This is a genomic window from Cryobacterium sinapicolor, assembly GCF_004403465.1.
In the GTDB taxonomy this organism is placed as follows: Bacteria; Actinomycetota; Actinomycetes; order Actinomycetales; family Microbacteriaceae; genus Cryobacterium; species Cryobacterium sinapicolor.
The window spans coordinates 151,548-165,971 of sequence record NZ_SOGQ01000034.1 but is presented as its reverse complement, the minus strand read 5'-3'; the positions used below and the strand labels follow the sequence as shown (position 1 = coordinate 165,971).

The 14,424-nt window shown below is 69.6% G+C and carries 9 protein-coding genes and 1 tRNA gene; all 10 read left to right on the top strand.

Features of this window, described 5'->3' with window-relative positions:
* Nucleotides 1-11: 11 nt before the first annotated feature.
* The 10 genes from topA (at nucleotide 12) to E3T28_RS07880 (ending at nucleotide 14,359) form a co-directional block, all read left to right on the top strand.
* Nucleotides 12-3,041: a type I DNA topoisomerase gene (gene topA / locus E3T28_RS07925; protein WP_134429515.1), complete on the top strand. Its 3,030-nt coding sequence runs from the start codon at nucleotides 12-14 to the stop codon at nucleotides 3,039-3,041.
* A 125-nt stretch (nucleotides 3,042-3,166) separates the two neighbouring features.
* Entirely contained in the window at nucleotides 3,167-3,784 is a 618-nt protein-coding gene (gene tmk / locus E3T28_RS07920; RefSeq protein WP_241979235.1) for a dTMP kinase, read from the top strand.
* A 164-nt stretch (nucleotides 3,785-3,948) separates the two neighbouring features.
* Nucleotides 3,949-5,112, top strand: coding sequence for a DNA polymerase III subunit delta' (locus tag E3T28_RS07915; RefSeq protein WP_134429512.1), 1,164 nt, complete (start codon nucleotides 3,949-3,951; stop codon nucleotides 5,110-5,112).
* A gap of 61 nt (nucleotides 5,113-5,173) precedes the next feature.
* Nucleotides 5,174-6,727, top strand: a complete 1,554-nt coding sequence (locus E3T28_RS07910; protein ID WP_134429511.1) for an alpha/beta hydrolase — start codon at nucleotides 5,174-5,176, stop codon at nucleotides 6,725-6,727.
* A gap of 90 nt (nucleotides 6,728-6,817) precedes the next feature.
* Complete coding sequence (locus tag E3T28_RS07905; protein ID WP_134429510.1) at nucleotides 6,818-7,456, top strand: TetR/AcrR family transcriptional regulator; 639 nt, start codon at nucleotides 6,818-6,820, stop codon at nucleotides 7,454-7,456.
* Nucleotides 7,457-7,503: 47 nt separating this feature from the next.
* Nucleotides 7,504-7,579, top strand: a tRNA-Thr gene (locus tag E3T28_RS07900).
* A 296-nt stretch (nucleotides 7,580-7,875) separates the two neighbouring features.
* Nucleotides 7,876-8,469 carry a nucleotidyltransferase family protein gene (locus E3T28_RS07895; RefSeq protein WP_134429509.1) on the top strand — a complete coding sequence of 198 codons (594 nt, stop codon included), beginning with the start codon at nucleotides 7,876-7,878 and terminating at the stop codon, nucleotides 8,467-8,469.
* 51 nt (nucleotides 8,470-8,520) lie between these two features.
* Nucleotides 8,521-9,519 (top strand): Gfo/Idh/MocA family protein, encoded by a 999-nt coding sequence (locus E3T28_RS07890; protein ID WP_134429507.1) that lies wholly within the window; start codon nucleotides 8,521-8,523, stop codon nucleotides 9,517-9,519.
* Nucleotides 9,520-9,660: 141 nt separating this feature from the next.
* On the top strand, nucleotides 9,661-11,976 hold the full coding sequence (locus E3T28_RS07885) for a putative bifunctional diguanylate cyclase/phosphodiesterase (RefSeq protein WP_134429506.1): 2,316 nt from the start codon (nucleotides 9,661-9,663) through the stop codon (nucleotides 11,974-11,976).
* A gap of 88 nt (nucleotides 11,977-12,064) precedes the next feature.
* A complete protein-coding gene (locus E3T28_RS07880; RefSeq protein ID WP_166786957.1) occupies nucleotides 12,065-14,359 on the top strand; it encodes a putative bifunctional diguanylate cyclase/phosphodiesterase in 2,295 nt (764 codons plus the stop codon).
* The last annotated feature ends 65 nt before the right edge of the window (nucleotides 14,360-14,424 follow it).

The window sequence follows — 14,424 nt, the reverse complement described above, 5'->3', positions numbered from 1 at the left end:
AGAGGAGTCTGGTGCCAGGCACTAAGAAGCTGGTCATTGTCGAATCGCCGACGAAGATGAAGTCGATCGCCGCCTATCTGGGCGACGGCTACGAGGTCTTGTCCTCGGTCGGCCACATTCGCGACTTGATCGAGCCCAAGAACCTGCCGCCCGAATTGAAAAAGGGCCCGCTCGGCAAGTTCTCGGTCGACGTGGAGAACGGCTTCGAGCCGTACTACGTCGTGTCCGACGCAAAGAAGAAGACTGTGGCCGAACTCAAACGGGCCATGAAGAACGCCGACGAACTCCTGCTCGCAACTGATGAGGACCGCGAAGGCGAGGCCATCGCCTGGCATCTGCTGCAGGTCCTGCAGCCCAAGGTCCCGGTCAAGCGCATGGTCTTCCACGAGATCACCAAGGAAGCGATCCTTCGGGCGAAGGACAACACCCGCGACCTCGACACCGCCCTCGTCGACGCGCAGGAGACCCGGCGCATCCTCGACCGAATCTATGGCTACGAGATCTCCCCGGTGCTCTGGCGCAAGGTCGGCCCCGGACTGTCCGCCGGACGCGTCCAGTCCGCGGCGACCCGCCTCGTCGTCGAGCGCGAACGCGAGCGCCTCGCGTTCGTGTCCGCCGGCTACTGGGACTTGATCGCACAGCTCGCCCCCGGAACCTCGACGACCGATGCCGCGTTCCAGTCCAAGCTCGTGCGCCTGAACGGCGAGCGCATCGCCTCCGGCGGCGACTTCGACGACCTCGGCCGGCTCAAGCCGAAGGTGACGGCGGTCACGCTCGACGAGGCATCCGCCCTCGCCTTGGCGACCGCCCTGAAGGAACCGTCGGTCGCCCTGACCGTGACCAAGGTGGCCGCCAAGCCTTACCGTCGCAGCCCAGCCGCGCCCTTCACCACCTCGACCCTGCAGCAGGAAGCCGCCCGCAAGCTACGCTTTACCGCCCGCCAGACCATGAGCGTGGCCCAGTCGCTCTACGAAAACGGGTACATCACCTATATGCGAACCGACTCGCCGTCGCTGTCGCAGCAGGCGATCACGGCCGCACGCACCCAGGCGTCGGCGCTCTACGGCCCTGAGACCGTGCCCGACAAGCCCCGCCTGTACAAGGGCAAGAGTAAGAACGCGCAGGAGGCGCACGAGGCCATCCGCCCGTCCGGCGACACGTTCCGCACCCCTCCGTCGCTCGCCTCCACTCTGCGCGGCAACGACTTCAAGCTGTACGACCTGATCTGGAAGCGCACCGTCGCCTCGCAGATGGCGGACGCGACCGGTTCGACGGCGTCGGTCACCATCGCGGCCGGACCGACCGGCGCGTCGACGCACCCCGCCGCATCCGGGGCGCTCGCCGAGTTCGCCGCCAGCGGCACCGTGATCACGTTCCGCGGCTTCATGCTGGCCTACGAGGAGTCCCGTGACGAGGAGCGCAACGCGCCCACCGACGCCACCGAATCCAAGCTGCCGCCGCTCGAGGAGGGTCAGAAGCTGACCCTCCTCGAGGTGGAGGCCAAGGGCCACGAGACCACTCCGGCCGCCCGCTACACCGAGGCGAGCCTGGTCAAGAAGCTCGAGGAGCTCGGCATCGGCCGCCCCTCGACCTACGCGTCGATCATCTCCACGATCACCGAGCGCGGCTACGTCACCCCGCGCGGCCAGTCGCTGGTGCCCAACTGGATCGCCTTCTCCGTTGTTCGCCTGCTCGAGGAATACTTCTCCGACCTGGTCGAGTACGACTTCACGGCCGAGATGGAAGACGACCTCGACCGCATCGCCGACGGCAAGGCCGACCGGGTGGACTGGTTGACCAGCTTCTACTTCGGCTCCGACAAGCACCGCGGCCTGCGGCAGGTCATCGACAACCTCGGTGAGATCGACGCCCGCCAGGTCAACTCGATGCCCATCGGCGACGACATCACCCTGCGCATCGGCAAGTACGGTCCCTACCTCGAGGTCCAGGACCCTGATGCGGCACCGGATGCCCCGCCGCGCCGGGTGAACATCCCGCCGGACCTGGCCCCCGACGAACTGACCCCGGCGAAGGCCCGCGAACTCATCGACGCGCCGGTCATCACCGACCGCGTCATCGGCGAGAACCCGGAGAACGGCAAGCGCATCGTGGCCAAGGACGGCCGGTTCGGCCCCTACGTCACCGAGCTGGAGCCCGAGCCCGAGGTCGTCGAACCAGGCGAGACCATCGACCCGGTCACCGGCGAGGTCACCCTGCTCGCCGATTCGGCCGCCGCCGAGGCCGCCTCCACGACGAAGGCGACGGCCACGGCCGTGGCCGCGAAGCCCAAGCGCAAGACCCCGGCGAAGAAGGTCGCCGCGGTGAAACCCCGCACGGCTTCGCTGTTCAAGACGATGGACCTGGCCACGATCGACCTCGATACCGCGCTGCACCTGCTCGCCCTACCGCGCGTGGTCGGCATCGACCCGGAGACTGGCGCGGAGATCACGGCCCAGAACGGCAAGTTCGGCCCGTACCTCAAGAAGGGCGTCGACACCCGGTCGCTGACCAGCGAAGACCAGATCTTCGAGATCGACCTGCCCGGCGCGATCGAGCTGTATGCCCAGCCCAAGTACGGCGCCCGGCGGGCGTCGAGCGCGCTCAAGGAGTTCGAGACGCCCGACCCCGAGAGCGGCAAGGCGATCAAGATCAAGGACGGCCGGTTCGGCGCCTACGTCACCGACGGCGAGACCAACGCCACCATCCCGAAGGCCGAGACGGTGGAGGAGGTCGACTACGACCGTGCCGTGCAGCTGCTCGCCGACAAGCGCGCCAAGGGTCCGGCCGTGAAGAAGGGCCCCGCGAAGAAGGCCCCGGCGAAGAAGGCGGCGGTGAAGAAGGCGCCCGTGAAGAAGGCGGCGGTGAAGAAGGCCCCGGCCCGGAAGACGGCCGCCAAGAAGCCGACCCCGTCGGGCGCCACCACGACGGTGCGGGCCCAGCGCACCCCGGCCCAGAAGGCCGCGACCGCGGCCAAGGCTGCGGCGACCCGGGCTGCCACCGCGGCCGCGAAGGCGGCTGCACAGCGCTCCTCGCAGTCGTGACCGCAGAACCAGTGCCCGCCGAACCAGTGAATGCACAAGTAGTGACCGCACAACCAACGCCCGGTGAACCCACGTCCGCCGACGTCCCCGAGGCGGTCGGCGGAGACGTTCCGGCCGGGGTCTTCATCACCCTCGAGGGCGGTGACGGGTGCGGCAAGACGACCCAGTCGCAGCTCCTCTCCGATTGGCTCGAGCAGCGCGGGCGCAGGGTGCTGCGCACCCGCGAGCCCGGCGGCACGGAGGTCGGCGTCGCCATCCGGGAGATCGTGCTGCACCACCGCGGTGAGATCGCGCCTCGCGCCGAGGCGCTCCTCTACGCCGCCGATCGGGCCCAGCACATCGCCACCGCGGTGCGGCCGGCGCTCGCCCGCGGCGACGTGGTGATCCAGGACCGCTACCTGGACTCATCCGTCGCCTACCAGGGCGCCGGGCGGGTGCTCGACGCCACCGAGGTGCGCGATCTGTCGCTCTGGGCGGCGGAGGGGCTGCTGCCCGCGCTGACCGTGTTGCTCGACCTCGACGAGGCCGTGGCGCGCGGTCGGCTCGACGCCGAGAACAAACCCTTCGACCGGCTCGAGGCGGAGAAGAACGACTTCCACCGCCGGGTGCGCGCCGCGTTCCTCGCCCTGGCCGCCGCCGAGCCGGAGCGGTTCCTGGTCGTGGACGCCGCACGGCCGGTGGCGGAGATCGCCGCCGTCATCCGGGACCGGGTCGCCGCACTGCTCGAGAGACGGCGTCCCTAACGAATTCGACGGAGATTTTGCCCTTCGATCCCGTTTTCGGCTCTAAACCGGACGATTTCGGCAAAATCTCCGTCGAATTGGTTCTAATCCCGGGCACGGCGCTCCGCCGGCGGAGATGCACGGGCTCTAAGCCCGCTGTCACCGACGAAAGGTACTCTGGTCCGATGACTGTATGGGATGGCCTGACGGGTCAGGCGGATGCGATCGCGATCTTCCGCGCCGCGGCCGAACGTCCGGGTGGGGGAGACGCCGAGGCGCGCGCCGGGTCGGCCATGACGCACGCCTGGTTGATCACCGGGCCGCCCGGCTCGGGCCGTTCCAACCTCGCGTTCGCCTTCGCGACCGCCCTGCTCAGCCCCGGCACCGGAGCCGGCGACGAGAACGCCCGCCGCCTGGTCGACGCCCGCACGCATCCCGACCTGACCGTGCTCTCCACCGAGGGCGTCATCATCAAGATGGACGCGGTCAAAGAGGCCGTGAAGCGCTCGCAATACTCGCCGTCGGTGGGCCGCTACCGGGTGGTCGTCGTCGAAGACGCCGACCGCATGGTCGAGCGCACCTCGAACGTTCTGCTCAAGGCCCTGGAGGAACCGCCGGAGCGCACCGTGTGGATCCTCTGCGCCCCCAGCGAGGCCGACCTGCTGCCCACGATCCGGTCCCGGGTGCGGTCGGTGCGGCTGCGCGTGCCGAGCGTCGACGACGTCGCCGAGCTGCTCGTGACCCGGGACGGCGTCGACCGGGCCACCGCCGAACGGGCGGCGCGGGAGGCGCAGAGCCACATCGGCATGGCCCGCCGCCTGGCGACGAACCCCGAGGCGCGGGCGCGGCGCGAGGAGACCCTGCGGGCGGCCCTTGGCATCCGTGGGGTGTCGGCGGCCGTGAACGCGGCCGCCCGGCTGCTCGCCATCGCCGGCGACGACGCGAAGGCGATCACCCTCGAACGCGACGCCGCCGAGCGCGAGGGCGTGCTGCGCTCCCTGGGCGTCGAACCGGGACAGTCGGTGCCGCCCGGCCTGCGCAGCCAGATCAAGGCGCTCGAAGACGACCAGAAGCGGCGGGCCACGCGCAGCCTCCGCGACGGGATCGACCGCATCCTGGTCGACCTCACCTCGCTGTACCGCGACGTGATCATGGTGCAGCTCGGTCGGGAGACCAGCGTCATCAACCGGGCACTCCTGACCGAGGTGCGGGCGGCGGGATCCGCCTGTGCGCCCGCGGCGACGCTGTTCACCCTGGACGCGATCGCGCAGGCCCGGCAGCGGATCGAATCGAACGTGGCGCCGGCGCTGGCCCTCGAAGCCATGCTCGTGTCGGCGATCCGCCGATGACCGAGACGAGGTCCCAGAAATCGATGTCCCAGCAATCAGTGTCCCAGAAAAGGGGAATCCGTTGACCAGACGAACTCGCGTGCGCACCCTGTCGGTGCGCGCCAGGGCCACCGCTCTGGCCCTGGTGCTCACCCTGGGACTCAGCGGCTGCGTGCCGCTGTTCCTGCCGGAGCAGGCGCCCACCACGTCGGTCCCGACCGGGGAGAAGGTCGACGCCGACCTTGAACCGTTCTACAACCAGGTGTTGAAATGGTCCGACTGCGACGACGGCCTGCAGTGCACCACGGCCTCGGCGCCGCTCGACTGGGCCGACCCGGGCAGCGGCGAGACGGTCGACCTGGCGCTGGTGCGGCATCCGGCCACGGGAACCCGGGTGGGCTCCCTGCTCGTCAACCCCGGCGGTCCCGGCGGCTCCGGCTACGAGTTCGTGAAGGATTCCCTCGACTACGCCACGGATGCGAAGCTGCAGGCCGGTTTCGACGTCGTCGGCTTCGACCCGCGCGGGGTCGGCCGTTCCTCCGCGGTGAGCTGTTACGAACCGGCCGAGATGGACGAGTACCTCTACGGTCTCGCCACCGCGCCGCGGGGGAGCGACGCCTGGATCCAGGAGCTGTCGGCGGCGGCCGTCGACTTCGGCGCCGCCTGCCAGGAGAACACCGGAGCCCTGCTCGAACACGTCGACAGTCTGAGCGCCGCCCGCGACCTCGACCTGCTGCGCGCCGCGCTCGGCGACGAGAAGCTCAACTTCCTCGGGTACTCCTATGGCACGTTCCTGGGCGCGACCTACGCGGACCTCTACCCGGAGCGGGTCGGCCGCCTCGCCCTCGACGGCGCCCTCGACCCGTCCACCAGCAACGCCGAGGTGACCCGGGTGCAGGCCACCGGGTTCGAGAACGCGTTGCGCTCCTACCTGGCCGACTGCCTGGCCGGCGAGGAGTGCCCGTTCAATGGCACCGTCGACGAGGCCATGGCCACCATCGGCGCGCTGCTCGCGTCGGTCGACGTCAGCCCGATCACGGCCGCCGACGGCCGTCAACTCGGTGCGAACACGCTGCTGACCGCCATCATCTACCCGCTCTATCAGGCCACCGCGTGGCCGAACCTGAGCGAGATGTTCGCCAGTGTCCTGCGCGGCGACGCCGACCTGGCCTTCCAGTTCGCGGATGGCTACAACGGCCGGTCCGACGACGGCACCTACCGCGACAACGCGACCGAGGCGTTCCTGGCCATCAACTGCATCGATTACTCCTACAACGACGATCCCGCCTCGATGCGCGCGCAGGCCGCCGAGATCGAACAGGCCGCCCCGACGATCGGCAAGTACATGGCGTTCGGTGACATCGGCTGCGCCAACTGGCCGCACCAGTTCGACGGGGAACGGTCCGAGATCGCCGCCGAGGGGGCCGACCCGATCCTGGTCGTCGGCACTACCAACGACCCGGCCACGCCCTATGTCTGGGCCGAGAACCTGTCGGAGCAGCTCGAGAGCGGCCACCTCGTCACCTTCACCGGGGAGGGGCACACCGCCTACAACAAGTCGAACGCCTGCGTGAACTCCGCCGTCGACGACTACCTGCTGAAGGGCACGGTGCCGGCCGAAGACCCAATGTGCTGAGAACCGGTGTGCTGAGAACCAATGTGCTGAGAACCGGTGTGCTGAGCATCCGTCTGGTTGCAGATTTGCGCGCTGTGTAAGAATTGAGGCATGTCGCCGCAACACGAGGAACCGGGCCTGCGCGAACGCAAACGGCTCGCGACGAGGCGTGCCCTCCAGCGGGCCGTGCTGACGCTCACCTGTGACCGGGGGATCGAGAAGGTCACCGTCGAGGACATCAGCCGGCACGCCGACGTGTCGCCGCGCACCTTCTTCAACTACTTTCCCTCGAAGGATGCCGCGCTGGTCGGCGACGAACTCGACCTCGCGTCCGAGGAGCAGATTGAGGGCTTTGTGCATGGCGGACCCGACGGGGACATCCTGGCCCAGCTGGCCGCGCTGCTCTCCGAGAGCCTCAGGAACACCGAGGGCGACCGGGAGATCCACCAGCTGCGGCGGCAGGTGATGAAGGAGAACCCGTACCTGTTCGGGATGCGGATGGCCACGCTGCGCACCTTCGAGGGCCGGTTGCAGGAGATCATCACCCGGCGCTTCGTCGCCGACCACCCCGAGCTGGGCCCCGACTCGGTGCAGTTGCAGCAGCGGGCGCTCCTGTTCACCCTGGTGGCCGTGGCTTCTCTGCGCCACGCCTGGCGGTGCTGGGCCGACTCCGACGCGGCCCGCCCCCTGGCCGAGCACGTCGCGGCGTCCTTTGCGGACCTGTACGAGATGACCTTCAAGACCCGCTAAGCTTTGTTGCTGTGTCACCGAGGTTTTCCGCGAGGAAGAATCGTGACGCCGCCTTAGCTCAGTCGGTAGAGCGTCTCACTCGTAATGAGAAGGTCATCAGTTCGATTCTGATAGGCGGCTCCATCTAACGCAGGCAGCCGAGATCATCGGTGGCTGCGGACATCCGTCATCTGGCCCGGGCTCGACGTCGGTCACCCCTCGTTCGCCGTGCGCTGCACCACGGATGTCCCGAGCCAGGACACGGGGCCGCGCGCGTCACGGGGCGGCACGCGTCACGGGGCGGCACGCGTTACGGGGCGGAGAGCATGACGGGGCGGTGCCAGTGCGACCGGACCGGAGTGGCCACGGCGAGGAACGGTGCGGCACCGTCGCCCGATCCACTCGTGTCTATCCAGATAAGCGATAGTATTATCGCGTATGTGAATACAAAAGCACCGACTCTCGCGCCGCTCTTCCGGTCAGACACCCAGGGCGAGATCCTCGCCCGGCTCTTCCTGAACCCGGACCGTTCGTTCACGATCTCTGACCTGGCCCGCGCCGCCCACACACCGTACGCGAGCGCACACCGCGAAGTGACCCGGATCGCGCAAATGGGCCTGGCGACCACCCGTAAGCGCGGTCAAGCCGTCGAGGTGCGCGTCCGGTGCGATACGCCGGCTTTTCGTCCGCTGGCCGAGCTGCTCGGCCTCACCTACGGACCCGCCGTCGTGATCCCCAAGCACCTCGCCGGAATCGCCGGAATCGACGCGGCGTACATCTACGGTTCGTGGGCCGCACGACGCGAAGGCGAGCCCGGCGACACCCCCCGCGACATCGACCTCCTCATCGTGGGCAACCCGCCACGGGGGGAGGTCCACGAGGCGGCCCGCACCGCCGGCCTGGTCCTCGTGCGCGAAGTGAACCCGCGCATCGTCAGCGCCGCCGCGTGGGAGGCCGCGGACACCGATCAATTCCTCCGCACCCTCCGCGAACGTCCCCTCGTGCACCTGGATGTGACGGGGGCGCCCGCATGATCGATCGTTGGGATCGTGGCCGAGCCGAGATGCACTCAGTAGGCTGATCCCATGACCGACGCAACCCGCACCGACGCCATTCGCTGGGGAATCCTGGCCACGGGCGGCATCGCCCACGCATTCACCAATGACCTGGTTCTGAACGGTTTCCACGTGCAGGCGGTCGGATCCCGCTCGCAGGCCTCGGCGGATGCCTTCGCGGCCGAGTTCGACATCCCCACGGCTCATGCGAGCTACGAGGCCCTGGCCGCGGACCCGGATGTCGACATCATCTACATCTCGACCCCGCATCCGTTCCACGCCGAGAACGCCCGGCTCGCCCTGAATGCCGGCAAGCATGTGCTGATCGAGAAGCCGATCACCCTGAACGGCGCCGAGGCCCGCGAGATCGTCGACCTCGGTCGGGACCTCGGACTGCTGGTGCTCGAGGGCATGTGGACCCGGTTCCTGCCGCACATGGTGCGTATCCGTGAGATCCTCGCCGAGGGAACCCTCGGTGACGTGCGCTCCCTGATCGCCGATCACACCCAGGATCTGCCGGATGACCCGGCGCACCGGCTGAACGCCATGCACCTGGGCGGCGGGGCGCTCCTCGACCTCGGGATCTACCCGCTCACCTTCGCCTCCGAATTGTTCGGGCGCCCCGAGACGATCCACGCGAGCGCGACCTTCAAGGCCACCGGCGCCGACGCTCAGGTCGCCACGACCTTCCGCTACGCGGGCGGCCAGATCGCCCAGACCCTGTCGGCCAGTGACACGACCGGCCCGAACACGGCTACCATCCTCGGCACGCTGGGCCGCATCGATATCGACCGGGTCTGGTATTCGCCGACGGAGTTCAGGGTGCGGAACAGCGCCAACGAGGTCATCGAGACCTTCACCGCCGAGATCAACGGACGCGGCATGCACTACCAGGCGGCCGAGGCGGAACAGCTGATCCGGGCCGGCAAGATCTCGAGCGAGATCCTGCCTGTCGAGGAGTTGGTGGCGATCATGGAAACGCTCGACCTGGTGCGCGCGCAGATCGGGCTGCGGTACCCCGGGGAGTGAGCACGACCCGGTGACCGGCACCTCGGGGAGCAGATGCTGTACCTCGTTGTGGGGGGCTGACGGCGCTGTGACACGGGTTCACAGTGCGTTGGCTCGGGGCATGCACCGATAATCTGACCAGTAGGAGTGGGAGGGGGCTCGATGGAGCTGCGTGCAGCCCGCGGTCAGTCCCGCACGAACCGGTCGCTCCGCGCCCACACCTGGCTGCTGTGGCTCCTTGGCGCCCTGGTCGCGTGCTCCGTCGCCGCATCGCTCCTGACCGGTCTCGGCGTGCCCCTCGCGGTGAGCGCCGGCACCAACGTGCTGGCCCAGTGGGTCACGGTGCTGCTGTGCTGGGTGGAAGTGCGGCGGGTGGGTTTAGGACGCTACCTGGAACTACTCGTGGCCGCCGCGGTCACCGCGTTCGCGGCCGGCTACACCGCCTACCTCGTGACCCTGGCGGGCCCGGCGCTCCCGTTCCCGTCGGTGGCGGATGCGGGACACCTCCTGTTCAACCCGCTGATCCTGGCCGCGTTGTTCGTGCTGGTCTACCGGCAGCTGCGCACCCTGTCCTGGGCGGTGACGCTGGACAGCGCCGTGGGGGTGTTCGGCGCCGCCGCCGTGTTGTCGGTGGTGCTCGGCCCGGTGCTGGAAACGGACGGCGGCCTGCCGTCGGTGGGCTCCCTGGTCGCCGTGGCCTATTCGTCCTGGGATCTCACCATGATGGCCGTCGTCGCCGGAATCGCCGCCGCCCGCGGGCTCAGCGTCGGCCGCAACTGGAACCTGCTGATCCTGGGCCTGCTGAGCTTCACCGTCACCGACACCGTATTCGCTTTCCAGGTGACCGGCCCGGGCTACACGATCGGCACCCCACTGGACCTGGGCTGGACGGTCGGCTTGGCGCTCATGGCCGTCTGGCTGCGCAGCTCCACCCTCCAGCCGGGAACGCCGACTCGACCGGTGCGCGGAGCCTGGGCCATGGTGGTGCCGTCGATCGCCATGGTCTGCGGGCTGGTGGTGCTGGTCACGGCCAGCCAGATTCCGGTGCCGGTCACCGCCGTCTTCCTCGCCAGCCTGGCCCTCGTCGGGGCGACGATTCGCACCATCCTCGCGTTCCGGGAGCTGGGCCGTATGGTCAATCTGCGCACCCAGACCCGCACCGACGACCTGACGGGTCTGCCCAACCGGCGGGCGCTCTACGCCGACGTGCCCGGCCTGCTCTCCGGCGGACACCGCCGGGCACTGCTGGTGCTGGACCTGGACCGCTTCAAGGAGGTCAACGACAGCCTCGGCCATGACGCCGGGGACCGCCTCCTCGTGCAGGTCGGCGAGCGGCTCGCCGCCCAGTTGGGGCCCGACGACCTCCTGGCCCGGCTCGGCGGCGACGAGTTCGCGATCCTCCTCGCCGAGGCGGGCGCGGTGGAGGCCGAGGCCGCGGCGGTCACGCTGCTGGACGCGCTGGCGGTGCCGTTCACCCTGGCCGGGATCGCCCTGACGACCACGGCCAGCGTCGGGATCGCGCTCTACCCGGCCCAGGGCGGCGACCTCAGGGTGCTGCTGCGCAAATCGGATATGGCCATGTACAAGGCCAAAGCGGCCCGCAGCGGCCACCACGTGTACCGCACCTCCGACGACAGCCACGGCGACACTCGCCTGCGCACCCTGGAGGAACTGCGCAACGCGCTCACCGGCCACGAGCTGGTGCTGCACTACCAGCCCAAGATCGAGCTGGCCAGTGGTGCCGTGCACGGGGTGGAGGCGCTCGTGCGCTGGCAGCACCCGGTGCGGGGCCTGCTGTTTCCGGATGCCTTCCTCGCCCTGGCCGAGGAATCCGGCCTCATGCCTGACCTCACCCAGGTGGTGCTGGCCCAGGCCCTCGACCAGGCGGCCCGATGGCACGCGAGCGGGCAGCCGTTGTCGGTGGCGGTCAACGTCTCCGGCAGTTCCCTCGTCGACGAGGGGCTGCCCGAACGAATCGGGGCGATGCTCGGGGCCCGCGGGCTGCCGGCCACGTCGCTGCAGGTCGAGGTGACCGAGGACTTCCTGATGGCCGATCGGGCCCGAGCCCACGACATCCTGAGCCGGCTGCGCGCCCGAGGCGTGCGCATCGCGGTGGACGATTTCGGCACCGGGTACAGCTCGCTCGCCTACCTGAGGGACCTGCCCATCGACCAGCTCAAGCTGGACCGGTCGTTCGTGGTGCCGATGACGAGCGATGCGCGAGCCGCCGCGCTGGTCTCCTCGACCGTGATCCTGGCGCACAGCCTCGGCCTGACGATGGTCGCCGAGGGCATCGAAGACGGTGAGTCCTATGCGGCACTGGCGCGCTACGGCTGCGATCAGGGCCAGGGCTACTACATGTCGAGGCCGGTCCCGGCGGCCGACTTCGACGTCTGGCTCGCCCGCCGCCACCCGGAGGCGATGGCGCTCTGGCGGCACCACGGCGAGCCGCTCGAGGTCGTTCCGCCCGCCGGATGACGCCACCACGTTCCGGGGTGGCCCTGCTTCGGGTCGCCGGCCCGTCGGCTTGTCGGCTAGCGTGGATGCAAGGGAAGCGGGGGTTCCGATGCACGCCGACGCGCACGCGGGTCACCCAGGCACCCGCTTCATCCGCCCTACCCGCTTCAATCGCCACACCCGGATCGGCCGCTGGTTCCTCTTGCTGATGTGGGTTCTGCTCGCCGGTTACGTGATCGGCCTGCTCGTCGGCTCCGGCCCGGTTGTCATCGGTTCCCTGTCGCTGGTCACCGCGGGGCTTCCCGCCCTGCTCTGCTGGGCTGCCGTACTCTGCGCGGAGCGTGGGCGCCCTGAGCTGATCCTGGTGTCCGCCGCGATGACGACTTTCGCGCTCGGCAACATCTACTTCGTGCTGGCGGGTGCCGGAGCGCTTCCATTCCCGTCGCTGGCCGACATCGGCTACACGCTCTTCTACCCGCTGATCCTGGGGGGACTGGCCGTTCTGGCCCGCCGTCAGCACCGGCAGGTGCCCCGGACCGTGCTGGTGGACGGCGCCATCGGGTCGCTCGGCGCGGCATCCGTGCTGGCCGTGCTGCTCAGCCCGGTGATCGCCTCGGCGGGGGCCTGGCCACCCTCCCCGGCCGCTTTCGTGTCGGCCGCGTACCCTCTGCTCGACCTGTTGCTCGTATCGGTCATCACGGGGATCGCCGCCGCCCGCGGGCTCGACGTGGGCCGGCGGTGGGCCCTGCTGGTGCTCGGACTTCTGATCTTCGCGGCGACCGACGCCGCCTATGCCTTCCAGGTGGCCGCCGGAACCTACGCCTTCGGGCAGCCTCTGGATGCGGGCTGGGCGCTGGGCCTGACCCTCGTCGCGGTCTGGGCCTGGGACCTCACCACGCCCGGCGCCACCGCCCGCCACCCGCTCAGCGGCGTGTGGACCCTCGCGGTGCCCGGGGTGGCCACGGTGGCCGGGATGGCGGTGCTCGTCCTGGGCACGCAGGTGACGATCTCCACCCCCGCCGTGGTCCTCGCGGGCGTGACCCTGGTGCTCGGAACCGTGCGCACCCAGCTCGCCTCCCGGCAGATCGGGCGGATGGCCGACCTGCGCCGCCAGGCGAGCACCGACGACCTGACCGGGCTGCCGAACCGGCGCGCCCTCTACGCCGAGGCATCCGCTCATCTCATGCCGGGGGACGGTCGCCGGGGAGCCCTGCTGCTGCTGGATCTCGACCGGTTCAAAGAGGTGAACGACAGTCTCGGCCACGACGTCGGCGATCTGCTGCTGGTGCAGGTCGGTTCGCGTCTGTTCGGCGAGCGACGCCCCGGCGACCTGCTCGCCCGGTTGGGCGGCGACGAGTTCGCCCTCCTGATCCAGGGCGCAGGGCACGACGAAGCCGTGACGGCGGCGGCGGCGGCGCTGCAGGCGGTTCTGGCCCGGCCGTTCACGCTGGAGGGTATCGCGATCGAGACCGACGTCAGCATCGGCATCGCCCTCTTCCCCGACCAGGGTGACACCCTCAAGGCGCTGCTGCGGAAGGCCGACATGGCCATGTACAAGGCGAAAACCTCCCGCAGCGGGCACCACGTCTTCGTCGGCGCCGACGACGACCACGGCGACTCCCGGCTCCGGATGATGGAAGACCTGCGCGGCGCCCTCGCCGGCGACGAACTCGTGCTGCATTACCAGCCCAAGATCGAACTGGGCACCGGCCTCGTGCACGGCGTGGAGGCGCTGGTGCGCTGGCAGCATCCGAGCCGGGGACTGCTTCCGCCGGACGCGTTCCTGACCCTGGCCGAAGACGTCGGGCTCATGCGCGACCTGACCTGGATCGTGCTGGGGAAGGCTCTCGACCAGGCCGCGCTCTGGCAGGCTCAGGGCACGCCCCTGACCGTCGCCGTCAACATGTCGCCCAGCACCCTGATCGAGGCCGACCTGCCCGAACGCCTCGCCACCATGATCCAGGTCCGCGGGCTGTCGGCCGCGGACCTGATGCTGGAGATCACCGAGGACTTTTTGATGGAGGACCGGGCCCGGGCCCGGGACATCCTGATGCGCCTGCGGGAGAGCGGCATCCGGATCGCCGTGGACGATTTCGGCACCGGCTACAGCTCCCTGGCCTATCTCCGGGACCTGCCGATCGACGAACTCAAACTCGACAAGTCCTTCGTGTTCCCGATGGCCGACGACGCCCGGGCCGCGGCGCTGGTGGCCTCGATCATCGAGCTCGCCCACAGCCTCGGCGTGCGCATGGTGGCGGAGGGCGTCGAGGACGCCGTCGCGTATGCCGCGCTGATCCGGTACGGCTGCGACGAGGCTCAGGGCTTCCACATGTCCCGCCCGCTGCCGGCTGCGGCACTGGATGCCTGGCTCACCGCCCGGCAGGAGCTCGCGGCAACGCCGTAGTCCTGCCGTCGTCGCGCCGACGTCCCTTCATCGTCGCTCCGTCGTCGCTCCGTCGTCGCTCCGTC

What these genes read in the sequence shown, in the direction of transcription:
- E3T28_RS07885 (WP_134429506.1), top strand. Translation starts at nt 9,661, where the DNA reads ATGGAGCTGCGTGCAGCCCGCGGTCAGTCCCGCACGAACCGGTCGCTC.
- E3T28_RS07880 (WP_166786957.1), top strand. Translation starts at nt 12,065, where the DNA reads ATGCACGCCGACGCGCACGCGGGTCACCCAGGCACCCGCTTCATCCGC.
- E3T28_RS07915 (WP_134429512.1), top strand. Translation starts at nt 3,949, where the DNA reads ATGACTGTATGGGATGGCCTGACGGGTCAGGCGGATGCGATCGCGATC.
- E3T28_RS07905 (WP_134429510.1), top strand. Translation starts at nt 6,818, where the DNA reads ATGTCGCCGCAACACGAGGAACCGGGCCTGCGCGAACGCAAACGGCTC.
- E3T28_RS07890 (WP_134429507.1), top strand. Translation starts at nt 8,521, where the DNA reads ATGACCGACGCAACCCGCACCGACGCCATTCGCTGGGGAATCCTGGCC.